The 24,715-nt window shown below is 44.0% G+C and carries 24 protein-coding genes; 2 read left to right on the top strand and 22 right to left on the bottom strand.

Annotation, left to right across the window (positions count from 1 at the left end):
* Positions 1-142: 142 nt before the first annotated feature.
* From EL84_RS18045 to EL84_RS17995, 11 genes are all read right to left on the bottom strand, one after another.
* Positions 143-862 (bottom strand): ferritin-like domain-containing protein, encoded by a 720-nt coding sequence (locus tag EL84_RS18045; RefSeq protein ID WP_047842552.1) that lies wholly within the window; start codon positions 860-862, stop codon positions 143-145.
* 174 nt (positions 863-1,036) lie between these two features.
* Complete coding sequence (locus EL84_RS18040) at positions 1,037-1,828, bottom strand: GCN5 family acetyltransferase (RefSeq protein WP_053061523.1); 792 nt, start codon at positions 1,826-1,828, stop codon at positions 1,037-1,039.
* A 170-nt stretch (positions 1,829-1,998) separates the two neighbouring features.
* Positions 1,999-2,496 carry a DUF6933 domain-containing protein gene (locus EL84_RS18035; protein WP_047842551.1) on the bottom strand — a complete coding sequence of 166 codons (498 nt, stop codon included), beginning with the start codon at positions 2,494-2,496 and terminating at the stop codon, positions 1,999-2,001.
* A 541-nt stretch (positions 2,497-3,037) separates the two neighbouring features.
* Positions 3,038-5,389 carry a YecA family protein gene (locus EL84_RS32570; protein ID WP_047842550.1) on the bottom strand — a complete coding sequence of 784 codons (2,352 nt, stop codon included), beginning with the start codon at positions 5,387-5,389 and terminating at the stop codon, positions 3,038-3,040.
* A 530-nt stretch (positions 5,390-5,919) separates the two neighbouring features.
* On the bottom strand, positions 5,920-6,366 hold the full coding sequence (locus EL84_RS18025; protein ID WP_051447118.1) for a DinB family protein: 447 nt from the start codon (positions 6,364-6,366) through the stop codon (positions 5,920-5,922).
* A gap of 305 nt (positions 6,367-6,671) precedes the next feature.
* Complete coding sequence (locus tag EL84_RS18020; RefSeq protein ID WP_047842549.1) at positions 6,672-7,769, bottom strand: Gfo/Idh/MocA family protein; 1,098 nt, start codon at positions 7,767-7,769, stop codon at positions 6,672-6,674.
* A 63-nt stretch (positions 7,770-7,832) separates the two neighbouring features.
* Positions 7,833-9,005: a Gfo/Idh/MocA family protein gene (locus tag EL84_RS18015; RefSeq protein WP_036609172.1), complete on the bottom strand. Its 1,173-nt coding sequence runs from the start codon at positions 9,003-9,005 to the stop codon at positions 7,833-7,835.
* The gene (locus EL84_RS18010; RefSeq protein ID WP_047844257.1) at positions 9,002-9,916 is read right to left on the bottom strand and encodes a sugar phosphate isomerase/epimerase family protein; all 915 of its coding nucleotides are present in this window, start codon (positions 9,914-9,916) and stop codon (positions 9,002-9,004) included. Before EL84_RS18010 ends, EL84_RS18015 begins: the two co-directional genes overlap by 4 nt.
* Positions 9,917-10,258: 342 nt before the next feature.
* On the bottom strand, positions 10,259-10,756 hold the full coding sequence (locus tag EL84_RS18005) for a metallophosphoesterase family protein (RefSeq protein ID WP_047842548.1): 498 nt from the start codon (positions 10,754-10,756) through the stop codon (positions 10,259-10,261).
* 34 nt (positions 10,757-10,790) lie between these two features.
* A complete protein-coding gene (locus EL84_RS18000) occupies positions 10,791-11,225 on the bottom strand; it encodes an Rrf2 family transcriptional regulator (protein WP_036670452.1) in 435 nt (144 codons plus the stop codon).
* 42 nt (positions 11,226-11,267) lie between these two features.
* Positions 11,268-11,645: a DivIVA domain-containing protein gene (locus EL84_RS17995; protein ID WP_017689054.1), complete on the bottom strand. Its 378-nt coding sequence runs from the start codon at positions 11,643-11,645 to the stop codon at positions 11,268-11,270.
* Positions 11,646-11,843: 198 nt separating this feature from the next.
* Between EL84_RS17995 and EL84_RS17990 the strand changes: the two genes are divergently transcribed.
* Complete coding sequence (locus EL84_RS17990; protein ID WP_047842547.1) at positions 11,844-12,410, top strand: TraR/DksA C4-type zinc finger protein; 567 nt, start codon at positions 11,844-11,846, stop codon at positions 12,408-12,410.
* A 191-nt stretch (positions 12,411-12,601) separates the two neighbouring features.
* Here the strand turns inward: EL84_RS17990 and EL84_RS17985 are convergent, their stop codons facing one another.
* From EL84_RS17985 to EL84_RS17955, 7 genes are all read right to left on the bottom strand, one after another.
* Entirely contained in the window at positions 12,602-13,294 is a 693-nt protein-coding gene (locus EL84_RS17985) for an ArsR/SmtB family transcription factor (RefSeq protein WP_047842546.1), read from the bottom strand.
* A gap of 133 nt (positions 13,295-13,427) precedes the next feature.
* On the bottom strand, positions 13,428-14,717 hold the full coding sequence (locus tag EL84_RS17980) for an MFS transporter (protein WP_047842545.1): 1,290 nt from the start codon (positions 14,715-14,717) through the stop codon (positions 13,428-13,430).
* A 262-nt stretch (positions 14,718-14,979) separates the two neighbouring features.
* The gene (locus EL84_RS17975; RefSeq protein WP_047842544.1) at positions 14,980-15,255 is read right to left on the bottom strand and encodes a barstar family protein; all 276 of its coding nucleotides are present in this window, start codon (positions 15,253-15,255) and stop codon (positions 14,980-14,982) included.
* Between the two features lie 14 nt (positions 15,256-15,269).
* Positions 15,270-15,710, bottom strand: a complete 441-nt coding sequence (locus EL84_RS17970) for a ribonuclease (protein WP_047842543.1) — start codon at positions 15,708-15,710, stop codon at positions 15,270-15,272.
* Positions 15,711-15,979: 269 nt separating this feature from the next.
* Positions 15,980-16,987 carry a Gfo/Idh/MocA family protein gene (locus tag EL84_RS17965; protein WP_047842542.1) on the bottom strand — a complete coding sequence of 336 codons (1,008 nt, stop codon included), beginning with the start codon at positions 16,985-16,987 and terminating at the stop codon, positions 15,980-15,982.
* Positions 16,988-16,989: 2 nt separating this feature from the next.
* Positions 16,990-17,364 carry a helix-turn-helix transcriptional regulator gene (locus EL84_RS17960; RefSeq protein ID WP_036609188.1) on the bottom strand — a complete coding sequence of 125 codons (375 nt, stop codon included), beginning with the start codon at positions 17,362-17,364 and terminating at the stop codon, positions 16,990-16,992.
* Positions 17,365-17,877: 513 nt separating this feature from the next.
* Positions 17,878-19,026, bottom strand: coding sequence for an acyltransferase (locus EL84_RS17955; protein WP_047842541.1), 1,149 nt, complete (start codon positions 19,024-19,026; stop codon positions 17,878-17,880).
* Positions 19,027-19,098: 72 nt separating this feature from the next.
* Between EL84_RS17955 and EL84_RS17950 the strand changes: the two genes are divergently transcribed.
* Complete coding sequence (locus tag EL84_RS17950; RefSeq protein WP_235431543.1) at positions 19,099-19,491, top strand: YidH family protein; 393 nt, start codon at positions 19,099-19,101, stop codon at positions 19,489-19,491.
* 177 nt (positions 19,492-19,668) lie between these two features.
* Here the strand turns inward: EL84_RS17950 and EL84_RS17945 are convergent, their stop codons facing one another.
* The 4 genes from EL84_RS17945 to EL84_RS17935 form a co-directional block, all read right to left on the bottom strand.
* Positions 19,669-20,274, bottom strand: a complete 606-nt coding sequence (locus tag EL84_RS17945; RefSeq protein WP_017689064.1) for a general stress protein — start codon at positions 20,272-20,274, stop codon at positions 19,669-19,671.
* A 442-nt stretch (positions 20,275-20,716) separates the two neighbouring features.
* Complete coding sequence (locus tag EL84_RS32755) at positions 20,717-20,845, bottom strand: hypothetical protein (protein ID WP_268794688.1); 129 nt, start codon at positions 20,843-20,845, stop codon at positions 20,717-20,719.
* 308 nt (positions 20,846-21,153) lie between these two features.
* Positions 21,154-23,673: an ATP-dependent helicase HrpB gene (hrpB, locus tag EL84_RS17940; RefSeq protein ID WP_047842540.1), complete on the bottom strand. Its 2,520-nt coding sequence runs from the start codon at positions 23,671-23,673 to the stop codon at positions 21,154-21,156.
* Positions 23,674-23,826: 153 nt separating this feature from the next.
* Positions 23,827-24,633, bottom strand: coding sequence for an SDR family oxidoreductase (locus EL84_RS17935; RefSeq protein WP_047842539.1), 807 nt, complete (start codon positions 24,631-24,633; stop codon positions 23,827-23,829).
* Positions 24,634-24,715 lie beyond the last annotated feature (82 nt).

The raw sequence follows: 24,715 nt of genomic DNA, 5'->3' as shown, positions 1-24,715 counted from the left end.
GGCTCCGTCAAAAGACGGCCGCGATGCGGTTAGTCGGTGCGGATGTGTCCGCCAGATTCCACTTCCCTGCCAATTCCCTTCGGGCTGACCGAGGGAGCGTCAGGACCCAAAGCTTGGATATAATGTTATCTGACGTAAACCTCTACTGTGAATTAGCTATAATCTTCTTCGTTAAGTTAAACTCATGGCGGCATTCATAGTAATAACTTTTGAATTTATATCCCCCTGCTTTAAATACAGGTTTATGTTGATACCACACTACAATTAGCGTTCCTTCAAAAAGGATTCTACGAAGGATATAAACTATTCTGTTAAAGAGAACGCTTCTATTTTGAGCAAATTTATGAAGTGTTTCAGATTGGAACTGAACATGTTTCTCCTCATCACTTAAAATCTGATTACATAAATCTATTAATACTTCTGACTTTGTAGATTTTTGCAAAGCTTTATAGTACAACTTAGCAATGATCTCAGCAGTTAATAGAACAATGACTGATTGTTCTAAACTCGCATATCGACGTAATCTTCTAAATACATTGTCCACCCAATGTCTACGAAGGTGTGGGATTCCCTGTACCTTCATAAATCTGCCTATATCTCTAGCGTGCCTTTGTTCTTCTTTAATGAACTCTATAAGCGCTTCATAGTAATCCTGATCTTGTGTCTGATGTACATATTCTTGTGCACGTTTAATTAGATATTTACCTTCAGAGTTTTCTCCTAATTGAAACTGTTGAATTGACTTAATGATTATTTCTCTTTCATTAGTTGTTAATTTATAGTTGTCATCCCAATGAATATATTTGAGATTTTGATTATTTCTTCGATAATATTGCACCCATTTCGAGAAAGTGATATTCATTATTTGCTCCTAAAATGTAATAGGTTTATGTCAGATAACGTTCATGTATTCACGAACCCCGAAGGGGTTGTCTGCTGAAAAGCCTCTTCGAAATCCACCTCGCAGACCAAGGCTCCGAAGGGCCGCTGCTTGAATATTATGTTAGGAGATGCCAGCCTAAATTCCTCCTCACAATTAATTCCTTGTCCATGTTGCTCGGGTATATCCTATTCTCATACCCACTCTTTCCATATTCCGATGGCTTTGCGAGCCAAATGAGCACTGACTAACAATGAGATTACAATTGTTGTAGGTATCATGAATTCGTCTAAGTAATAAATTTGTTTGAAATCCTTTATTTCGATATTCAGGTAGTGTTGTCGCAAATGTTAATGAAGCAACATTGTTCTCTATATACATTACAGCTACTGCAACTGGATAGCCCTGATCCAACCCCAAATAATAGTGCCATCCTGGACGGGAAAACAGTACTCGGTTATTTGCAGCTACGTGTTCTTTCCCATCAAGAGATAATCCTGTACCTAAACAATGAATTTCTGCATATGTATCGAACTCATCTTCGAGTAGTTCACGAATTTCCAGTTTATGATGATCAAACGAATTTAGATTTCCTGGTTCACAAAAAAGCGTTGTATGAAATCCTGATTGATAAAAGCCTTTATTATGGAGTTTTTTCATAACTTCTTGATTTATATTACCCGGGATGACTTGAATCTCAAAATTCCTCTCCCGCTCATTATAAAAGTCTAAGATATCTTCAATGACATCTTCAGAAATTCTTCCCTTTACATTATTAAATAGACCCCAGGGCATGGTTTTGCTATAAAACGCCGTGCTCTCCCCGAATCGTTTTATTTCAATCCCCTCAGGGTTTCCTCCTCGTTCTCTAATTGCAGTCATTCGATCAACCATATAATTAATTTCAGATTTTTCTAAAATATCCGCTAGTTCCAAATTCAATATCATTCAATTTATCCCCTTCCTTGATCCGCATACAATTATACAATTACTCCTGGGTGGTTTCGCCTAACGTTCCTGTATTCACGACCCAGCATATGCTGGGTGTCCGGCGAATGCCGGACCAAGGACGTATGTCCGCAGCGTGAATATTATGTTAGACGAAGTAGACTGTAGGCTCACATACTAAGAGCCTCCCTCATAAATTGGTTTGGAAATTTTTTTAGCTTTACTAAGGGAGTCGCGTTGTTCATTTTATTTAATTCGATGATGTTCATTTCTTGTATGGGTAAATAGTCTTCAATCATGAATTCAGTCATTTTAACCATGTCTATCATTGATCCAATGACGCTTCTATCATACGTTTTGATGAACTTAATGCTGTTTGCATGACTGATATAGTTGTTAATTAAAGGTTCAGAGATTCCTTCTGCTTTTAAATTTTCTATCAGTACATGGAGAAATATCTCTTTAAAGTTTTTATAGTGCTCTTTTCTTATTCCAAACAAAATAAAGCAATACCTTGTCTTATTATTCATAATAATTAAATTATTCTTTTTAGCCATTCGAAATACATTGGCATGCCACTTGTAGAGTTCGTCCTCTAATTCGTTGTCTGGTTCTTCGACAAAAGAACTAGCATCAAATAGCTTCTTGGTACATGAGATTGTTATCATATATATATGTCCTTTCACAGTCTATTTCGTCTAACGTTCCCGTATTCACGACTCGACGTATGTCGAGTGTCCGGCGACTGCCGGATCAAGGGCGTATGCCCGCCGCGTGAATATGATGTTATATGCTGCCTGTGACCTTCCAATTTGTCTTAATCTTATTTCATTATTTCCTTCTTCAATTTTATGCTTTCTTTCTATCTTTTTAAAATGATTTTTAACTCTTAATCCGTTTTTTTAGATCTATTTTCTCTTAAAACTCTTTTTCCAATCTCTCTTTCTACTCATTTGATCTGAAGCCACTTCATGCTTCCTATTTCAACCCCCGATCTCCTGATTTAATCGTCTTTTTAGCTTTAAATTTTCTTTGATTTTTAAACCCTAAACAAAAAACGCCGATAGATGATTCGGCGCTTTCTTATATTTCTATCATTACTATATATTAATTTTTTACCTTTTAATTCATGTATCACTATTAATCTTTATATATCCAAAATAAGCAATCTTATTTTTATAAATCATTACAAATATATAATTAAAACACTTAGATACCAGATCCATGACATTTTTTGTATTTCACTCCACTCCCACAAGGGCATGGATCATTTCTACCTGCTTTATATAAAGTTCTTCCTACTTTTTTAGTCTCCTGATCAATCATGTTTAATAAAGAAATAAAATCCGGATTTTTTTTACTACTAGAAAGCATATCTTCATCAACGTAAACAAAATTGTTCACTATTTTTCTTCTATCATCAAGAAACGTACATAATCCTATCCATTCCTTGGCTTGTGATTGATGCATTTTAAATACACAATGTGCTTTTAGTTTTTCTAAAATAATAACTCTATCTCTGGTATAGCCTGACATTATAGTTACTCCATAAATAGAACCAGTTAACTTATCATAATTAACAGGCTTTGAAATGTCATGCAAATTACCATCGTTTTGTGTCATTTTGACTACTCTATCATACATTTCAATGATGGTATCCTGTTCATTCATATAAAGATCTATCAATTTTAGTCCAATAGTAGTATGACCATATTGATTTAGTTGATTTAATTCCATCAAAATTATTTTGAATTTATTGTTAAACTTTCTTCTATATGGTTCTGAAGATAGTCCTACATTTTTATCATAGTAATGTCTGTTATATATTGGAGAATAATCAAGAACTTCAGAATAAACATTTTCTTGAGTACCTAAAATAATATTCTTCATCACTTTACCAATATCAATTTCCTCAACATGGTAATCTTGTCGCTCCTCCTGGTCTTGAAAAAGATACAACCCAAAAATATCAAGTTCATACGTAGATTTCAAGGCGATATTATCATTCATTCTAGTACGTAAAAAAGCATAATGTATGAACTGGGTGGGAAACTCAATAAAATCAGAAATAACTTTAAAATCAGCCAAAGATATAGACCATGGGTATTCCTCTGCTTTATATAATCCCACCTCTTTCAAACTTGTTAAAGAAGTAGTTATATCCGCAAAATAATCCAAGGTAGTATTCATTATAAACTTATTTTTATAAGTTTCTGATTGAAGTTTAAGAACTTTCTTACCACTACGATTATAGAAACAGACTTCTTCCTTGCTTTCAATAAAGTCTTTTGCTCTTTTGGCTTGTATCAATGCATATTCAATATTCTCTTGAATGTTTTTTTTCAAACGACCAAGCCCACCCTTTTTTGCCGGGGAGTGAAAACCTCTACTTTTTGATTCTATTATAAATAGATTACTGTCATACAACACTAGACCATCAAGCTCGTATCTTTCACCATTATGTTTGTAGTATAACTCAGAATGTATATCTGCTTCAGGTAAAATTTTTCTCATAACATTAATAGTCTCTTTTTCTAAATAATCACCTTTGATCTGTCCATATTCATTCCACATTTCTTCATTTTCTTGAATAACTTTTTCCATTTGTTCCTGTAAAGTCCACCTTAAACTATTAGGAAACATCAGAAGATAAGAGTCTTCATATTTGAGAATAGGTTTAGCTCTAAAAATATTATCATCGCTTGGGAAACGATATTCTTGAACTTCTTCAGCGATATTAGTAGAGAAAAACTCAAGGAATTTATTTAATTTCTTTAGTTTCTCATCATCAACTTTTATATCAAAACTCGAGAACAAAAGTTCATCTTTTAGACTCTCAGAAAATAATATATAAGGAACAAGTTCATGAATCGCTTTTTTATGATTTTTGGAATAATTTTTCACTATCTTCTTAATATTTTTATCCCTTATTTCCCCTTTTTTATAATCTTCAAGAATAAAAGGTATCATTTCATTTGCTCTTGTAATAGATTTTTCTGCTAATTTCTCAAGTTTTTCTGAATATAGCTGTGTTAGATGTTCAAAAAACTCAAAACAATCTCCTATTGTAAAACCAATAGTATTTTCTAAATACTCGTCATAGTTATTCAATAGATCTATTATTTGCTGTTGCATAGGAGTAAACCATGAATATCCTCTAACAATTCCATAGTTGCTCGTCATATTCGCTGCTACTATTGCTTTACTCAATTCTTTTTCACTTAAGTCAAAATCTATTTTTCGTAAGTAATTAGAAATCTTCCAATATGACATGAAGTGATCAATAGTTTTTATTAAGTCGTCTATTTCTAACGGATTTGGTATTTCTTCTTTAACTACAAATGTTCTATTTAGTATAATACCCGCTAAGTGTTCTAAATTAGCAGGTTGAATATATTTATATCCCTTCTCACTATCTATTGTAATATAAGAAAAATAACTTAACCTAGATAGCATTTCTATTGTATCAAATCTATTAATAAATTCATTGATTTTCATCTCTTGATTTTGTAAATCTACGACTGTTTTCTTTTTTAACTCATCCAATTCTTCAATGTTCATTAAAACACCAACCATTTCTTATGTATTATTTTAAGTTTCATGTGACCCTTTTATCTTCATAACCCAATATACTCCAGTTATTTAGCAAAGACTAGATAAAAACCGTATGTCATTTTTGGTATATTCTAATTTCTAATGGTCTTAACCAAACATTTTCTTATTTAATTTTATGCTTTCTTGCTATCTTTAAGTAATACTTTTTTAGCTTTTGTAATCCTTCTCAACTCTCTTCGTATTCTAAAGCAATTCGTTGTCCCGTTTATTGTTCCGAATCTTTCCCGCAATTTTTCTGCCTTTCTTTGGATATGCTTTGATGCTTTAAATCCTTTTGGTTGCCTCTAAAAAAAGTTTCGGATCAAGAATTGGATCCTTTGAAATTTGACCTTCTCAGATATGGCTGCCTTTCAGGTTGCATATAACGTTCCTGTATTCACGACTCGACGCATGTCGAGTGTCCGGCGTATGCCGGACCCAGGACGAATGTCCGCAGCGTGAATATGATGTTATAGGATGTCCATGTCTTCTCTGAATCACGCTAATAGGTTTTCGATTTGTTTCTTATGATGTTCATCATGGTGTACGAATATTTTTAGATATCTTTCATAGGTATAAGGTCGTTTATCATTGCCTATAAAAAAGTGAATTTCTGAATGATCTACCTCACGGAATTGGTTGACTAAATGGGTTCGAGTTTCAATAAAGGTTTTAATCATACTTTCTCTGTCTGTAAATTCTTTAGCCTTCTCTATTGCTTTTAAGTTATGGGTATCATGATCGACGAATCCTGGGAGTTTCACTTGGTCTTTTATGTGTGGGAGCATTGTATTTAAAGTATATGTATCCCAATTCCATAGATGGGTCACGACTTCCTTCACCGTCCACTTTCCAGGAGCAATCGACTTTTGCCAAGTCACATCATCAATTGATTTTACAAATTTATTGAAATGTTCAAACTGCTCTAATAGTTTCTTGTTCATCTTCTTTAGTCCCTCCTGAATTAACTTCGCATGGATTTCCTATAACATTATATCTACGAACTTCGTAAACACCTCTCTTTTCAAACAATATCCGAACTACATATATAATATAACCCATATTAATCCATCTGCGAAGTCACGAACATACTCAAAAAAGCAGCCCCAGTGTGAACTACTCCATTCGTTAGACATAACTAACCTGTTGGATGCAGTTTAACATTTGGGCTGCTCTTTCTTCACTCAACAAAAGAAGATTTACGGATAACCTTTAGTGATCAACCTTTGCTCTCCTTCACCTAAAACATTTACTTCGCTCCGCTACTCCACACCACGCGTTCGCTCATCGCTTTATGTTGTGCAATCAGACAGAGTTCTGCCGCTTTGAATGCATGTTCCTGTGTCATAGCGGTCTCGGTCCGGTCCAGACAATCGCGAATGAGTTGACCAAAGAAAGGATAACCAACCTTGCCTTTTACATTGTAGCGGTACTCCCCTTCATGATTGACCAGGTACACCTGATCCCCCTGAGGTTCCCTTGCGATGTCGATATACTTCCGCAGCTCGATATAACCGTCCGTTCCCAGAATAACTGTACGCCCATCGCCCCATGTGCCCAGACCATCCGGTGTGAACCAGTCCACTCGGAAGTAACCGGAGGCTCCATTATCACCAATTAGAGAAGCTTCGCCGAAGTCTTCCAATTCCGGGAACTGTGGGTGATTGAAGTTATGCACACGACTGAACCCTACCTCAGCGTCTGTACATGATGCAAACGTCAGAAATTGTTCGATCTGGTGACTCCCGATATCACAGAGAATACCGCCATACTGCTCATGCTTGAAGAACCAGTCGGGTCTTCCTCCGGCATTTAAGCGATGCGGGCCTGTACCCATAACTTGCACTACTTTGCCGATTGCCCCTTGTTCGATAAGCTGCCCCGCATAGATCGCACTTTCTACATGCAGTCGTTCACTGTAATACACCATGTACTTTTTGCCCGTTCGCTTCACTTCTTCTCGTGCAAGCTTTAATTGCTCCAGCGTGGTAAATGGGGCTTTGTCTGTAAAATAATCCTTGCCTGCGGCCAGAACTCTCATACCAAGCGGCGCACGATCTGAAGGGATCGCTGCACTTGCCACCAATAACACCTCATCATCTGCAAGCACTTCCGCTTCAGATCCAGCGACTTGAGCCTGTGGGAACTGCTTCCGAAATGCCTCTACCTTCGCCGGGTCCGGATCATATACCCACTTGAGGGTAGCACCAGCCTCCAACAATGCCCCAACCATGCCGTAGATGTGTCCATGATCCAGCGCAACAGCAGCAATCGTGAACTCACCCGGACCACATACGACCTCTTTTGTAACACTTTTTGGTGCATAAAACATCCCGTCTTTAGCCATGTCATCCCATCCTTTTTATAAAATGTTGATTACAATGAACTCGTCTTACATAACAAATCGTCTTCATTTAAACGTCTGACTCAAATCAGCAGGTTGACTGCCACTGAATGCCTTGTCTTTCTTCGTCGTTGATCCAGCAATGCGTTCCTGCAGATGCTCATAGAACAGATCCTCATCGATCGGCAGATCCACCCAGTTATCCGTCCAGGTGGACAGCAACATAGCGTTCGATAACGTCAATCCGTGTATACCATCCTCACCGGGAGCAATAAGTGGTACGCCTGTACGAATCGCATCAACCCAGTTACGAATCAGACCCGGGTGACCCGTTTCCACACCTGTAATCGGAATCTCGCATTTCCAGCATTCTGGCTGTCCAAAACCTCCGGTAAACCGCTGATTGAATTCAGGCTCAGATTCCCGAAGTCGCCAGAACGTAAGTTTTCCATCTTCGATCACGATTTTACCCCGGTCTCCGTTGACCTCGAATCGATTGGTACCCGGTGCTTCTCCAGTAGTCGTTACGAAGACACCCGTTGCTCCATTTTCATACTCCACATAAGCTGTTACATCATCTTCCACTTCAATGTTCCGATACTTGCCAAACGAACAGAAAGCACGCATTCGCACCGGCATCATGCCGATGGTCCACTGCCACAGATCCAGTTGATGCGGGTCCTGGTTAATCAGTACACCGCCCCCTTCACCTGCCCATGTTGCCCGCCAGCCGCCGGAATCATAGTAACTTTGGGATCGATACCAGTTCGTAATAATCCAGTTGGTACGCCGTACTTCACCCAGTTCGCCCGAAGCAATCAAGTCTCTCAGCTTAATGTAGAGTGGATTGGTCCGCTGGTTGTACATCATGGAAAAGACTTTGCCACTGGCTGCGGCCGCTTCATTCATCTTGCGTACCTGTTTTGTATATACACCGGCCGGCTTCTCGATCATGACATGCAAGCCATGCTGGAAAGCCTGAATGGCCTGTTCCGGATGATCATAATGCGGCGTTGCAATAATGACTGCATCAATCGTACCCGAAGCCATCATCTGCTCTGCATCCTGCCAATAGGTGACCGTTGCCGGAAGGTGACTGGATACCCAGCTCTCCATCTCTCTTCTTACATCACATACGGCGACCAGCTCTGCACCGGGTACTTCTCCAGCCACCAACGTTCTGGCATGTGCTGCTCCCATGTTTCCTATACCAATCACCGCTACTCGTACGATACTCATGACTGCTCCTCCTCGTCCACACGACGCTCAATTTCGGCGAAAACGTCTGCAAAATGCTGTAACATCGCCTTGGATTCCAAGGCACCACTAAAGTCCTCAATTCCGTAGTATCCGTCATACCCAACGGCACGAAGATCCCGCACCATCTGTACCCAATCGACCATGCCTTCAGTCAGCGGCGTCCAGTGACATTTCCAGGCTGTATTCAGAGCCACTCCGTTGCTCTTCTCAGTCACATTAGCCTTTTGCGAATCTTTCCCTTCTGCTTCAAACCACCCGGCATTTTTTACATGTACATGAGCCAGATAAGGGCCCAGCAACTCAAGTCCCATTCGATGATTCTCATATCCTTCATGCACCATGTTGCCTGGATCGTACAATACACCCACATGCTGCGGGTCGAGCGATTGCACAAGCCGATAGGCCAGCGATGCCGTCGGTGCAATCGTTTGGTGATGCGTCTCTACAATCGCCTTGATGTTGTACTGTTTGGCCAAATCCTGTACTTCGCTCAGGTAATCAACGGCTTTACGATACAACTCAGGATAACTGGTCTTGCGATCATATCCAGGAACACCTACACGCATCATTGAAGCTCCTAACCCAGCCGCAGCCTGAAACGCCTGTTCGGTGGCAGAAAGATCTCCACAGTTCAGATAAGGTACAAGTGCGATGGATTTTCTACCTTGCCCTAACGCTGCTTCACGAAAAACAGGAACCTGTTCTTCCCAGCGGCTCGGATCTACGGAGCATCGATTATTTCTCCAGTAAGACGGCTCTTCAGACATTGCATCTTCAGGAATTCCACGGAATCTCCACTCAATTCCATCAATCCCCGCTGCTGCCGCAGCCGATGCCAATTCTTCTGCATTCAGATCAGGGGTAGCCACGGTGAATACAGACAGTTTCATCATGATCCATCTCCTTATGTAAACGTATTCATTTTATGTCGTAAAGGCATTGTATCACTCCACTGAACGTCACCATAGGGGAAAACGCCAACAGATGAATGACAGATAACGAACAGAGCACATTCCCCATTCAGAGATAACTTCTCAAGAGAATGATGTGATCAGAAATCAAAAAAGACATCCCTGGAACAGATTTAAAATCTGCTCAAAGATGCCTTGTACAATAATCATATATATAAGATGAAATTTAAGGAAAAGGTTCCCTGTCCGTTATCAAGTCGCCACTTCAGTAGCTGGTTCTGGTTCTTGCACTCGTCCAACTTGCAACCAGCGCATATCTCTCTAATCCCGATCAAAGAAAACGTGTTCAGCCTGTATTTTCCCCTGTTCTATTGTCATGATGCCAAATGAGTATTGCTTCTGAAAACGCCGATCCGTAGGCGACCCCGGATTAAATACCAGTGTGTTGTCCACGGTATGCATCACTGGGATGTGTGAGTGTCCGTAGATCACAGCATCCACATGCTGGCCTGCAAAGGTATGAATTGCATTCTGTTCCGTACCCTTTGATCCCAGATGACCGTGCACTAGCCCCAGACGAAGCCCTTCCACTTCAACAATACGGGAATATCCCAGTTTTTCAGCGATTTCGGACGGGTCCGTATTACCCGCTACACCTTCAACTGGTGCATACTCACTAAGCAATGGGTATACACTCCAATCCGACCAGTCACCGGCATGAAGAATGAGATCTGCACTCGGCAATACATCCAGGAGCCTAGTCGGTAACTTCCGTGATTTACGTGAACAATGCGTGTCAGAGATGACTACAATTTTCATATAACAACCCACCTTTCCTTCGTCTTATTGCAATCTATTCTGTCTGTGATGGAACAGCTTGCATCTGAGTACAGGAACGTTCCATATCTTCGAGTGTAATGGATGCAAAGAACTGCTCCACCTTCGCCTCGGCAACCTGATACAGATTGGTCAGCAAGCTGTCTATATGCAAGCCCACTTCACAATCCGGGTTACAATTGCCGTGAATCGGGAACAATGGACCTTCGTCCTTGGCAGCCTGATAGATCATGGCTAATGTGATTTCACTTGATGGCTTCGCTAAGTAAAAACCTCTTGTTCCAGGAGAGGAGTTCACCAATCCCACCTTTTTCAGCCCGCCCAGAATACGTCTGACGACGACAGGGTTGGTATTCACGCTACCTGCAATGTGTGCAGACGTGATTCGTTCAGGCGCGCTGAGTGACAATAACAACAAACAATGCACACTGACCGAAAAATGAGTACTCATGATTAACCACCTTTATTTTATATAATCCAGGACATGCTGAGCTTATTCAGAGAACAGATCCTTTTCGGGACGTGCTCTGATCTTGAGCTGTCGCACACTGTATTCCAGTTGTTTCACAATATCATCCAGTTGTTTGCGATCAATCTTGGTTGGATCTTCCACCGGTTTCGCGGACGACTTGAGATCACGGATCGTTAACTGCTGTTCTTGCCATTTGTCCATCAGATCTGCAATATTGGCATAGAAACGTTCGTAATCTTTGATGACCAGATCAAGATAAGCATCTACCTCATCCGGATCATAACCACGAAGTTTATAATTAAATTGTTTTTCATGTATCGATAACGCATCTAGCTGCACACCCAATTGTTTGAACAATTGTCTCTGTTTATCCAATCTTCGTTTCATATGTTCATCCATATTGACAACCTCCATTATAAGCCAAGCCGTGTTTCATTTCCTGTGAATAACATACGGCATTTTCTCTCTCTATTTTTTATAACACATAATCCGTCAGATATAAAACGATACAGCCCTATTCCTCACGAAAATGATTGCTTTTCATCCAATTCGGGTAAAGACACACTACACCCCACAACGGGAAAGGAGCATGTCCTTATGAGTACATTAACTAAAGATCAACATCAAATACTGAAAAACGCCCTTTTGGAGCAACGTGAAAACTTACAGCGTCATTTTGAATCCAGCATGGAAGACGGTGCTCCAGTCGAGTCGCTGAAAGATTCAACCGGTGAGCTGTCCTCCTACGATAATCATCCGGCAGATGCCGGTACGGAAACATTTGAACGTAGCCGTGATCTGGCGATTGACGATACATTAACAGACGAATTCAATCAAGTGAACGATGCATTGGAACGTATGGAGCAAGGTACATATGGAACCTGTGTAACGTGCGGCGAAGATATTCCCTTCGAACGACTGGAGGCCATCCCTTATACCGCTTACTGTATTGACGACACACCTAATCGGGAGATCAGCAACGATCGCCCCGTTGAAGAAGAAGTGATGACCCTGCCTCCGAGTGGTGCTGGAGAAGGAAGACAGCAGCGGGCCGGCAAGTTCGATAACGCAGATGCCTGGGAAGCGGTCGAAGAATATGGTACATCCAACTCCCCCGCAACCGCAGCCAAACGTGATGTGAAGGGCTACGATGAGAACATGTAACTTTGTTATGAATTGAAACGGGATGCGTCAAAATTGAATTGGATTCAATAGGCTGCTCCATCACTAACCTTCCTCATCACGCATTAAAAAGCCGCCATTGGGCGGCTTTTTCTAGTTTTCTCCATAGCAGTCTCTCACGTTTGCCGTTACTTGCTTCCAGCGATAAGGCTGAACCCATATATTCCGTTCGTTTATTCTTCCGACTCACTACCAGATGATGAAGATTCCTGCCGCTTAGACACAGATCGAGACTTTTTCGTAGTTGCTTTGTCCTTATCAGAAGTAGCTTTCTTTTTCTCTTTTGCATTTGTCTTAGAAGCAGGTATTTTCACTATAGGTTTAGAGAGAGCAGAGAATAACTGAAAAACCTCATGTTCCCCTTGCCGATTCTCTTTTGTTGTATAGGGTTCACAGAGTTTTATGATGTTTTTATACAACTGCTCTACTTCCTCACGTGTTGCATAGAGCGTGATGTCCGAGAGAAACATCCGATCTTCGTTTTCCGCCTGATGCATGAATCGCTGACGACTCTGTTCGAACATCTCATTTAATAATTTGAGCGTCTCGGACCGAAACACCTGTTTCAATGGAGAGTTTTCCTTGTCTTCATCTTCGTGACGGAGATGGATCTCTCCGGTGAATGGTTCGTAGTATTTTGCGATAATCCCATTAATCTCACGTGTGGAAACGATCGTCAGCAGACCGATTTTCTCCAGCTTTTTTACATGATAGTGAACTTTGGCTGGTACCTCACCCATCTGGTCGGCGATCTCTTTGACAGTGGATGGTCTGCCCTGCTTGTTAAACATATTCATAATCTGTATCCGATACGGATCGGAGTAGATTTTAATTTCTTCAATTGTTGAAAGAACCTTGTGCGCCATCCCTGTATCCTCATTTCCGGGGTACCTGTTGTCCATCGATATCTCTATTATAACGTTGCGTCAGGACTTCGGTCAAAACGAGCGAGAAATGACTTGATACAGAAAATTGGCTAATGATCACTTCTGAATATCTTCACAGGGCACTTCGAAAACTTTTGCTAAATAACAGCATACCTGCTGACATGGCAAGCATAATACCGAAAACGATAAAAAGAACAGGCATGGTCATCCAATCTGCAAGTGCTCCCGAAACCAGACTGCCAAGTGGTGCAACACTCAAGACGAGCATACTCTGAAGGGCATAAACTCTACCCAGCATCTCCGAAGGGGTCACTTCCATAAGATAGGTGGCCAGCGGTGTTGTAGCCAGCGGAATCCCCATACCCATCAGTAGACAAAAGGCCGCTGCAACCGGCAGTTGGAAGGAAGTCATATAAGCGGGTAGTGCCGTCATCGCATAACTGAGACCCAACATGACAATACCGCTGATGACCAGCACACTTTTACGATAATTCGCTCCCCTTTGTGTCAACCATACACCACTGAGCAACATACCTCCCACCATCAGCCCACTAAGCAGACTTAATCCCCCAGCGCCAGCATGCAGCGTTTCAATGACATAGGGTGTACGAAGAACATTAAACGGCATCAGGCAGAAATTAACGAAAGCAAACAGGATGGAGACAATTAACAGTAAGGCATGTTTACGAAGAAAATGAAAAGCTTCCGCCATTTCGGAGAATATACTACTTTTGTCGGATGAAAGAGAATTCATTTCAGCTAATGTTTTATCTTCATTGTTAGCAGATGTTGAGACTTCAGGGTAGCCTACTCGGCTCATCATTAAAGCACTTAGCGCAAACAACCCCGCATCAATCAGGATCGTCCAGGCAATGCCTATTGTAGCAATAAGGGCACCCGCCACTGCAAGTCCTGCGAGTTCGGCCACTCTGGTTGCGGAAGAGGACATCGCATTACCCGAAAGCAGCATCGATGGGGGAAGCAATCGGGGGACACTGGACACTTCCGCAGGACTAGTGAAGCATTCCAGCAAAGAATTCAGAATCGTCATGACAAACAGATGCCAGACTTCAAGTTGGCCCAATCCAAACAGTAAAGCTGTAATACCCACCAACAACCCGCGACCCGTATTCGTAATCACAATCACTTTTTTGGGAGACATGCGATCAACCAAAGCCCCGGCGAACAGACCCAGAAGGATATTGGGCAAAAAATTCACCGCCAGTAACGTACCCATCAGCACTTTCGAACCGGTTAGAATGTACACCATCCAACTGTAGGCAATCGAGTCAATCGAATCACCAAATCTGGATACAACTTTACTAAGCATAAATTGCATGTACGGTCTGATTCGTATTAACTCACCCATACCTTGCTTGCCAACTGCTGTGTTATCACTCATCCCTTTTCACTCCTCAACGTTAAAATATTTTTCATGTTAATTTTATTTTAACGTAAGTTATGCAGAAATCAATACCTCCGTGAAAATAATTTTAACGACAAGTAAGTAAAGTAAAAAATCCGCTATTCTTTCAGAGAATTCGTAATCAACACAGGGACTTTTGGGACAACCTTTTTGAACAACCTCCTATAACACAAAAAAACAGACCACATGTGGTCTGCTCGGCTGGACGTATTGTATTTGAACTCTCTTTATTTGCTACCTACTTCTCAACAAGCAATTGAAATCCAGCCTGTTCAGCCTGTACCTCCAACATCAAATCACGTACCCGGTTTGCTTCATTTCCCAAGCGTTCTTCGCTGATTTTGTAGTTGGTCCATTTTAGCTCAAGTGGAAGTTCAATCGTACCCGTCAGACAATCCCACAATGCATCAAGATTACCGCCATAAAAATCCGGCAGTTTAAGCTTAACCTTTAATTGTTGATGAAGTTCAACGCTACTAGCAAAGTCTTCTCCATCCAGAATCACGGTATTCATGGCTGCTCCTTCCTCTATTTCAAACGTGTAAATGATGCATAGTGATCTGTCGTTTTGTAGATGAGTCCATCATTGGAGTACACAATCCGATCCGAATTACGGAAGCCGGAAGTATAGTTAATATCCGCTTCGCGCCATGTACGTCCGCTGGCCGAAGGCAGAAGCCCCTCCCGATTGCCAAATGTATCCCCACCGATGCTTTTGCCAGGAGCAACTACAGCCAAGTTTCCTTTTGACGCTACCCAGCCAAGTCCTGTTGCCTGTGATTTGGTAATAAAGTTACATGGCAACGTTCCGTTTGCACTCAAATAGTTTGCTACACCCGTAAACGTATTGATGATGGTACATGTTGCAGCAGATGCCTTCTGCTGTGCGACTGGAGTTAACTGTGAACCTGTGAGGAAAACAAACGTTAACAACAATGCCAGTAATGCGGTGGATATCAACTTTTTCATCAATCCGGCCTCCCGATCCCTCAAAGTAGATGAACGTTGTCACGATATGCGTTCTGCAAGCTGTAACGGTCTAGTTGTATGTTCTGCTAGATTATAGTAAACAAGTCATCTCATGACTATTTATATCACATCATTTTGGTAGAAATATCAAATAAAGACGTTGAATTTGTAAAATATTATAATGGTAACATTTTAAGACAGAAAAAAGACTCTCATCCCTGAAGATGGAGTCTGCATTTACTACTATGTTTAAACTGACCTGACCTAATCTAACCGATCAATTTCACACGTTGACGAGTTCGAGCCGATTCCAGGCACGCATCAATAACGCGCATGTTTTGAATGGTATTTTCCGGACTGAAAGGTAAGGCCTCTCCTTCAAACACAGCCGTTGCAAACGTCTCCACCTGAAGCACATAGGAATTCGACACGGATACACGTTCCTCACGGCTGACCGAATCGGTGTGCACAATAATCTGAGGTGGAATATCACTGTTCTCCCAGCCAAACACTTTTGGTAGTTCAATCCGCCCTTCCGTCCCGAGAATCTCCATCTCCGCTCGACCTGAAGCCCACATGCCACAGTCAAAAGTTAAAGCTACCGAATTCGGAAATTCTACCAGTCCCGACGCCATCATATCCACGCCATCATGCTCGTCCGAGAATAGAGCGTGAACTGTCACCGCTTCCGGTTCCTGTCCCAGATACATCCGGGCCGCCGAGATCGGATACACGCCAAGATCGAATAATGATCCGCCGCCCATCTCTCTTTTGAACCTTACATTCTCCTTGTCATCAGCGGTATTACAGGTAAAGTTACCATGGATGGCTCTGACGATACCAATCTCTCCACTAGCTATAATCTCTTGCACACGTCTGTGCTTGGGATGATATCGATACATAATTGCTTCTGCAAAAAGAACACCTTGCTGATGACATACCTCGATCATTTCTGCCGATTCATCTGCATTCAAGGCAGCAGGCTTCTCACACAACACGTGTTTACCAGCCTGTGCCGCTTTGATGGTCCATTCTTTGTGCATATGGTTAGGCAAAGGAATATAGACGGCTTCAATGTCCGGATCAGCGATGAGCTCTTCATAACTGCCATACGATCTGGCAATGCCGAGTTCTTCGGCAAGGGTTTCCGCTTTTTCCTTGCTACGGCTGGCAATCGCCAACACCTCACCACGTTCAGACTGCTGGATCGCCGGAATGACTGCATTTTTGGCAATGGTTGACGTACCGAGTACACCCCACTGTAACTGTCTGTTCATGCTCATCTTCCTTTCGTACCGTAGTTGTCCTCTTCTGCCTTGTGTAACATGCCGAGACAACGATCCAGATCCGTTTTGACCTGTTTCTTGTATAACTCAGCTTTTTCCGCACCATCATCCGTGAAATGATATAAAACGATTTCCTGAAAATCGACCTTTGGATCGTTACCCTTCAGCTTCTTCGTTCGATAAAATACACCCTGTTGTACCAATTCATGTAATGCCCGATATACCTCGCTCTGTGGTGGTACATAACCGTAGTCTTTGAATTCCTGCTTCATCGCCTCCAGCATCTCGTAACCATACCCTCTGTGCTGTTCAACCATCGTAATCAGATACAGCTTGATAAATGCCCGCTGTGCAATCATAAAAGCCACGTTCTTTCCCCTCCTGTCAGAACCTATATATCTAGTATTATAAAACTTATGTTCGGGTTCTGCCATCTTTCTCCGCTTTGCCTCCCTTTTATCTATCTTCAAGGAGGGCGAGCAAGAAATCGTGTGAATACGCGTTAACCTGGGGGAAGCACGGAAAAAGGTTTTCTGTTGTGAATTTTTCATGTAATGAAATTTTATTTTTTATTCAAAAGAATCAATTTCATAATACCTTTAGCTGCTTCAATCAAGGCTGGATATAGATCGAAACGGTTCAATTTGTCTATATCCAGTTACAGAAATTCATTTTTAGTGAGTTATGAAATTGTTCAAAAGTTGTTTATTTCAGGGCTCAGGGAGTCGTGAGATCGAATTTTAATGACAAGAAAGTCTGTGCAGAATCTGTAAAAGCTGTAATACCTGTGCTCTGTATCTTGTGTTCGTATACTCTCGTACTCCCGTACACTTCTGTGCGGCTGTGGTGATCTATTGTGAATTTTTCATATGTTGATGTTTTCATTTATTGCGGACAGATTTCGGTACGGCTCCCACAATCCATTTGCCCCAGCTTACACGCGAGATAAGCCATGTCACTACACAGGATAATGTAAGAGCCAACAACCAGGTGATGATCATTCGGACGACAGGGTTCCAACCCATAGCAACGTAAAACAACTCATCCGGAATGTAGCTATACCGCAGCATCAACATATGCATCAGATAACCGCCATACGATACACCACCAATCCATCCCAGCAATCGTGTAGCCCTGAGGTTGTGAAGTTTTCCGGCCAGCTGGTACATGACCATAATGGAAGCGATCAGAAAGAGTGCCATATCAGGGCGGATCAAGCTGACTGTGTAGAACGTAATTTTGATTCCCTCCGGCTTTTGAAACTCCAGCATTAATAAATAAGTAAACCGCAGACCCAGAACAATAAACACTGTCCAGTATATCCAGCGCAATCGATGAATCCATTCATTCCAGTGCTGGACGGATAACCCCGCTGCTGCACCAAGTATAAAATAAATAAAGAAATAGAGGAAATTACGGTCTGCATACGTTGTAAAAGCATCTGTCAGCACCGGGATATTCAGCCGTTCCATGAACTTGGCGATGTTTCTTAATTGATCCGCAAGTACAAGATACACCACACCAGAAATCAATAATGCGATCAAGCGCCCCTTGGCCTCATATCGGTTATATACATAACGAATGGCTCGCAAAAAGAGCGGAAATAACAGATAAAACTGAATCAACATAATGATGTACCAAAAGTGTGAAGTCGTTTTGCCCGTAAGCAACTTCAGGCCTAGGTCCGGGATGTCATTCCATCCAAATCCGGTCCAGCCCCGCGGTGCAAGTGTAAAATAAATGAGTGACCAGATCAGGTAAGGCACGATCACGTCGTTTACTCTTTTTCTCATAAACTTGCCGTAATGCAGCTTGTCTCCCGTGTTATAAAACAGCACCATCCCTGTTATGAATATGAATAAAGGAACTGCAAATTTGGAGAGCATCAGCAGTATGGCCAGTAACACGCCATCCTCCAGTCTCGTTTCCGGGACTAAAGAGTAATGTGCGATGGAATGCTGGAGAACCACCGCTCCAAAGGCAATTCCCCTTAAGCTCTCTATTTCTGTAATTCGTTCTTTGCGAGGCATACATTCAGCCATCCTTTCTTGGTTTTGCGATAAAAACAAAGTACAATGAAGCCGTATATTTAATGAACGGAGTTGATTCACATTTCTTTAACAGACAAAGACATAACCACTACCGATTCCAAGTATGTCCAGCAACATCTGGCTAACGAGCGAACTTTTCTGGCCTGGGTACGCACCGGTATTGCCATGGCGGGCATCGGCTTTCTTGCTGCCGGATTTGGCTTCAATTCGTCGGCGTATGATCGGCTTGCACATATTGCGGCGATTATTACGGGTATCACTTCTCTGATTGGCGGCATATCCATCATTGTGTATTCGGCAGCAGCGTATCATCGGAAGCGTACACAAATCAATGAACAGACGTTTCAGGCATCGACCGGATTAATCCGGTTTCTTACCATGATGTTACTGGTGATTGGACTCGCTTTGGCTGTACTGTTATATGTATTGTTATTCCCTGCTTAACTGGGTAAAAACACCATCCAACATTATTGACACCCACCCATATGCAACACAGGGACAAAAGCCGGCTTCCCTTAAGGAAACCGGCTAATGACCATCTGGTGGATCATATATGTCATTCCATTTTGCAGATAATAAGTCATTGGGTTCTATTTCATATCGATTAAATTCGCGGCAAGATTACAGGAATGTATTGTTACCGAATCGCGCTGCCTTGTTTTGGGCTTCCAATCTGCGTTCTTCCATATCCAGATCCGGACGTTCGGCTGGCACATCTCCGCGATGAGCTGCTTCGGCTCTGTCTCGGTTAAGCTGGCTGTTGCCACTGAACACATCGTACACATCGGAGTCCCGATCCGTAGAATCTACGAGCAACAGGATTTTACCATTCTGTACATACTCCTCATACTGTTTAGCGTCCTCTTCCGGAATACCAAGACCCACAAGTCCACCCACCAATCCGCCAGCTCCTGCGCCCACAGCTGCACCGGTAAATGCTGCTGCGATAGGGCCTGCGGCCAGAATCGGTCCTATGCCGGGTATGGCTAGTGCACCGATACCTGCGAGCAGACCGGCTACACCACCAAGTACACCACCTGTTGCTGCACCAGCAGCCACGCCCTCAGGGGCTTTGGTACCTGTCTCTTCCCGAATTGCCTTCAGTTCGTCCCGATCTTGTGTAACAACGGAGATTTCGTCTGAAGTGAATCCTTGTGCTTTCAGACCCTCGATAGCCTGCGATGCTTCACGTTCTGTATTAAACACACCTACGATTTTCTTCTGCATAGTGAATCCCTCCTCATATTATTGAGTGGTTCGCTATGTTATTACCCGCCTAAGTTTCTTTTAAACGTTTGCAAGTCAATATACTATGTGTTGATAGTAAAAAATTGCTGAAGTTCATTCCTTATTAATCCTCATCAGGGTGTGCCTTCAAACTCAGGTATGTGATACGTTATTAGGCATGTTCTACGTTGAAGCACGTCGGCGTCCAGAACATCTTGAAGTCTAGGCTGGCTGATCCTGGCGGATTGTCCCAGGCAATTTTCTAAGGAACCGAGGACGTCTTATTTATCCTTCGGGCCCTCCTAATATTTTGTAAGGAACATGAGACACGTTATTTACCAAAATCACCTGACAAACCCGTTGTAAATGGATGGTTATTCAAATATAGCGTGTTTCAGATTCCTTAGGTTACTGTGGGCGCTTCAAATCGCTGAATAAGACGTCACAAGTTCGTTAGCGCTCCGCTCCATGTTGTTTGGCTCCACGCACGTCCATTTACGCTCCGGCATTCGGCAGGTTTGAAGGCACGCTCAATGGTGTCTTCAAACTTCGAAGGAAGCAGATTGGGCATAATTCTCATCCGATTTTGCTGAATTCTCCTTCCGTGCCGGAAGTTCTCAGCAGGCGTGTCGGGGCACGTCAGGGGAAAGTGACGCAGCATGGGACAAAAAGGCAAAGTGACGTAACATGGAGCGAAAAGGTAGTAGAAGATGCACGTTAGCGTGTTTTGAGACACGTCCTAGATAAAGGGTGATTCTTTAAGGAAGAGAATGATTCGATCAGCTCCAAAACTGAAGGTTGTTCAGGAGAGTCTGAGCCTGATGAAGAGCGCCCTTGGGGAGCCAAATAGTTGATGTCTTAAAAAACGAAATAATTCATCTATTTCCCCCGTGGTTTAGCCCGATTTGTGGCGACCGCTTCAAGTGGATTATCCGGCCAGTAATGCTTCGGATAACGACCTTTCAGATCTTTTTTGACGTCAAAGTACGTCTCTCGCCAGAAATTCGCCAAGTCTCGTGTGACCTGTACAGGTCGCTGAGCGGGTGATAATAGGTGGATGGTCAACGGGACTCGCCCACCCGCTATACGCGGTGTCTCCTGTTGTCCAAACATCTCCTGTAATCTTACTGCAAGCGCCGGGTCCTCTGGACGACTGTAGTCCACAGGAATACGTGAGCCACTGGGCACCTGTATATGCGTCGGAGCTTCATCGTCCAGTTGTTGTCGTTGCGCCCAGCTCAATCCACCCAGTAATACATCCTGCATCGACAATCTCTTCAGGTCGGCTGCCGATCGCATGCCTGTCAGATAAGGGGTAAGATGTTCTGCCAGCTCTTCGGTCAGATCATCTTCGATCAGGTCAGGCCACTCAGGTAGATGGAGATGCAGGAAACGTAGCCTGTCCGCAAGTTGTTTGGACGTTTTTGTCCAGGGCAGACAATCCAGCCCTTCCATCCGTATCCCGTTTAACAGTGCTTCCAGCACCTGATCTTCAGGTGGCTGTGCAATACTGCTCTCTTTAATCACAAGGGCTCCAATACGAAGTCTCTTATGTGCCCGCACACTGCGGGTATTGGAATCCCAGGCCACTTGCACTTCATTGTGCAGCAAGTGCTGACCTGCCTGCAACAATGTCTGCTCCTGCAACGGCGCAGCCAGCAGGATGCGCGCATCTGCGCCCTGGTCGTCTGCCTCGGCTGCGACCAGATACGCTGAACGGCTCAGCGATTCTGTCGCTGCGAGCCGTACGCCGCGGCCGCTGCTCAGCAGATAGCGGCCGTCCTCCCGGCGTTGCCCGATCCGGTCCGGATAGGCGAAGGACAGCAGCAATCCGCAGCTGTCCTCATCCGGCCGCACCGGATCGGCCGCCGGGCCGAGCGCCGAGCGCAGCTGGCGGCTCTCCTGGAGCATGCGCCGCACGGCCGCGCCGTCTGCGACAGCCGCTGCCGCTTGCGGCATGGCGCTGCTGTCCGCGGTCAGCAGCGCCTCTACGCGCGGGCGGAGGTCCGTGCCCGCGCCTGCACTACCACTGCTGCGGAGGCCGGCAGGCTCCTGCAGCAGTGCCGCCAGCATGCTGGCGTAGCTGGCCAGCCCAAGCTCCGCCGCGCGGAGCAACATGCTGGCCAGTCGCGGATGCACGCCAAGCGTGTTCATCCGCCGCCCGAAGGGCGTGATGCGGCCTGCGTCGTCCAGGCCGCCTAGCTGGCGCAGCAGCGCCTGTGCCTGGCCGTAGGCGGCGTCAGGCGGGGTGTCCAGCCATTGCAGCTCTGCTGGGGACTGGACACCCCAGACGGCAAGCTCCAGCGCCAGCGGCGCAAGATCCGCGGAGGTGATCTCCGGGCGAGCTGCCTCAGGCAGTCCCCCGTGAACCTCTTCGCTCCATAGCCGGTAACATACCCCTGGGGCAATTCGCCCTGCACGCCCCCGCCGTTGATCGGCTGACGCCTTGGACACCGGCAGGGTGACAAGTCGGCTCATGCCCGTGCGCGGCGAAAATGCCGATGCACGACTCAGCCCCGCATCCACCACAATCTTGACTCCAGTTAGTGTAAGGCTGGATTCCGCAATGGAGGTGGACAACACAACTTTGCGCGAGCCCTCAGCCGCCGGGCGTATGGCCTCATCCTGTTGTTCCACCGGCATACTGCCATACAGGGAATGAACTTTCACATGTCCAGGAAGAGAACCGTTTAATAACTCTCGCTCTGTACGGTGTATCTCTCTTGCGCCAGGAAGGAAAACAAGCACGTCTCCCTCCTGTTCAGCTAATGCCCTGGTCACCGTCTGAGCCGTGAATTGTTCCAGTGGCATGGCTGCCGGTCTTGGCACATATCGTGTTTCCACCGGAAACGTGCGGCCCGGACAGTGAATTGATTGTGTGCCTTCACCTAGCAATGCACAGACCGGAACAGGATCAAGGGTCGCCGACATCACCAGCAATTTCAGATCTGGACGTAACATCGCTCGCGATTCCAAGGCCAAAGCCAGGCCCAAATCCCCGTGTAGATGCCGCTCATGGAATTCATCAAATATAATCATCGCCGTATCCTCAAGACCCTGGTCCTGTTGCAACATCCGGGTCAATACCCCTTCCGTCACAACTTCAATTCGCGTCGCCTGACTCACCCGGGTATCCATGCGTACACGATATCCTACGGTCTGACCCGCTTTTTCTCCAAGCGTAGCCGCCAGTCGCGATGCAGCCGAACGCGCAGCCAGCCTTCGGGGTTCCAGCATAATGATTTTCCGTCCAGCAATCCACGGCTCCTCCAGCAAAGCCAGCGGTACAACAGTCGTTTTTCCCGCTCCTGGCTCTGCAATTAACACACCTGTATCTTGATCCCGAAATAACTGTCTTAACTCAGGAATAACCTCTTGTATCGGTAACTCTATATGCATATAATCGCTCCTAATGAATGTACCCTACTGCTCTTCAGTATCTCTATTCGAATGTTAGCATTATAACAAAAAAAGCCGTTCCAGAGGAACGACTATCGCAGACACACCCTAAGACACACCTAAGTAAAAATGAAATTTATCCAGAATACTCACTTAGCTGAGCAATGATTCGGCACCATCAATAACGATCTCTGCTCCGGTAATATGTCTGGATTCGGACGATGCGAGGAAACTTACCAGATCGGCAACATGTTCCGGCTGACCCGGCCCGTCCGCAAGTGGCTGCTGTCCTTCCGGGAACTCCATCGGAATAATGATCTGCTGTAGATCATCCGTTTTGACCGTACTTTGATCGATATTTGTTGCAATCGCTCCTGGACAGATCACGTTCACACGTATCTTGAACTTCGCCAGCTCAAGCGCAGCCATCTTGGCAAAAGCAACCTGTCCTGCCTTGGACGTGCTGTATGCCGACATGCCAAAGCTTGAGAAGCGTTGATTGCCATTAATCGAACTCGTGATGATAATACTGCCGCCACCCCGTTTTTTCACGTGAGGCAATGCATATTTAATCGTGAAAAACGTACCATTCAGGTTGGTTGTAATAATCTGTTGCCAATCTTCAACCTGAATTTCCTCAATCGGTGCCGATACACCGTTAATGCCCGCATTGGCAAAAACAATATCCAAACCGCCGAATAACTCAACAGTTTCCAGTACCGCCTTTTCCACACGTGCCGGATCGGAAATGTCTACATCAAATGCTCTTGCCGCACCGGGGTACAGTGCATTAATCTCTGCTTCCGTTTCCGAGATCCGATCATTCACCAGATCAAACAATGCAACATGTGCACCCTCTTTAGCCAGCTTGACCGCAGTGGCCTTCCCAATTCCGGAGCCTGCTCCGGTAATAATCGCAACCTTGCCTTGGAACCGTGACTTGCCGTTATGTTGTGTCATTATCCATTCCACTCCTTCATTTTAGCAATTATGTAAGAATGTACGTTCATACTCATCGTGAAAGCCAATTCTTCACAAGATT

Origin of the sequence: Paenibacillus sp. VT-400, from assembly GCF_001029205.1 — a bacterium.
Classification (GTDB): domain Bacteria; phylum Bacillota; class Bacilli; order Paenibacillales; family Paenibacillaceae; genus Paenibacillus; species Paenibacillus amylolyticus.
The sequence above is the reverse complement of the archived record's forward strand: the minus strand, read 5'-3'. Positions and strand labels throughout refer to the sequence as shown.

Excerpts from the sequence above, each read along its gene's own strand:
- EL84_RS18045 (WP_047842552.1), bottom strand. The coding sequence starts at position 862 with ATGAATATCACTTTCTCGAAATGGGTGCAATATTATCGAAGAAATAAT.
- EL84_RS18040 (WP_053061523.1), bottom strand. The coding sequence starts at position 1,828 with ATGATATTGAATTTGGAACTAGCGGATATTTTAGAAAAATCTGAAATT.
- EL84_RS18035 (WP_047842551.1), bottom strand. The coding sequence starts at position 2,496 with ATGATAACAATCTCATGTACCAAGAAGCTATTTGATGCTAGTTCTTTT.
- EL84_RS32570 (WP_047842550.1), bottom strand. The coding sequence starts at position 5,389 with ATGAACATTGAAGAATTGGATGAGTTAAAAAAGAAAACAGTCGTAGAT.
- EL84_RS18025 (WP_051447118.1), bottom strand. The coding sequence starts at position 6,366 with ATGAACAAGAAACTATTAGAGCAGTTTGAACATTTCAATAAATTTGTA.
- EL84_RS18020 (WP_047842549.1), bottom strand. The coding sequence starts at position 7,769 with ATGGCTAAAGACGGGATGTTTTATGCACCAAAAAGTGTTACAAAAGAG.
- EL84_RS18015 (WP_036609172.1), bottom strand. The coding sequence starts at position 9,005 with ATGAGTATCGTACGAGTAGCGGTGATTGGTATAGGAAACATGGGAGCA.
- EL84_RS18010 (WP_047844257.1), bottom strand. The coding sequence starts at position 9,916 with ATGAAACTGTCTGTATTCACCGTGGCTACCCCTGATCTGAATGCAGAA.
- EL84_RS18005 (WP_047842548.1), bottom strand. The coding sequence starts at position 10,756 with ATGAAAATTGTAGTCATCTCTGACACGCATTGTTCACGTAAATCACGG.
- EL84_RS18000 (WP_036670452.1), bottom strand. The coding sequence starts at position 11,225 with ATGAGTACTCATTTTTCGGTCAGTGTGCATTGTTTGTTGTTATTGTCA.
- EL84_RS17995 (WP_017689054.1), bottom strand. The coding sequence starts at position 11,645 with ATGGATGAACATATGAAACGAAGATTGGATAAACAGAGACAATTGTTC.
- EL84_RS17990 (WP_047842547.1), top strand. The coding sequence starts at position 11,844 with ATGAGTACATTAACTAAAGATCAACATCAAATACTGAAAAACGCCCTT.
- EL84_RS17985 (WP_047842546.1), bottom strand. The coding sequence starts at position 13,294 with ATGGCGCACAAGGTTCTTTCAACAATTGAAGAAATTAAAATCTACTCC.
- EL84_RS17980 (WP_047842545.1), bottom strand. The coding sequence starts at position 14,717 with ATGAGTGATAACACAGCAGTTGGCAAGCAAGGTATGGGTGAGTTAATA.
- EL84_RS17975 (WP_047842544.1), bottom strand. The coding sequence starts at position 15,255 with ATGAATACCGTGATTCTGGATGGAGAAGACTTTGCTAGTAGCGTTGAA.
- EL84_RS17970 (WP_047842543.1), bottom strand. The coding sequence starts at position 15,710 with ATGAAAAAGTTGATATCCACCGCATTACTGGCATTGTTGTTAACGTTT.
- EL84_RS17965 (WP_047842542.1), bottom strand. The coding sequence starts at position 16,987 with ATGAACAGACAGTTACAGTGGGGTGTACTCGGTACGTCAACCATTGCC.
- EL84_RS17955 (WP_047842541.1), bottom strand. The coding sequence starts at position 19,026 with ATGCCTCGCAAAGAACGAATTACAGAAATAGAGAGCTTAAGGGGAATT.
- EL84_RS17945 (WP_017689064.1), bottom strand. The coding sequence starts at position 20,274 with ATGCAGAAGAAAATCGTAGGTGTGTTTAATACAGAACGTGAAGCATCG.
- EL84_RS32755 (WP_268794688.1), bottom strand. The coding sequence starts at position 20,845 with ATGCCCAATCTGCTTCCTTCGAAGTTTGAAGACACCATTGAGCGTGCC.
- hrpB (WP_047842540.1), bottom strand. The coding sequence starts at position 23,673 with ATGCATATAGAGTTACCGATACAAGAGGTTATTCCTGAGTTAAGACAG.
- EL84_RS17935 (WP_047842539.1), bottom strand. The coding sequence starts at position 24,633 with ATGACACAACATAACGGCAAGTCACGGTTCCAAGGCAAGGTTGCGATT.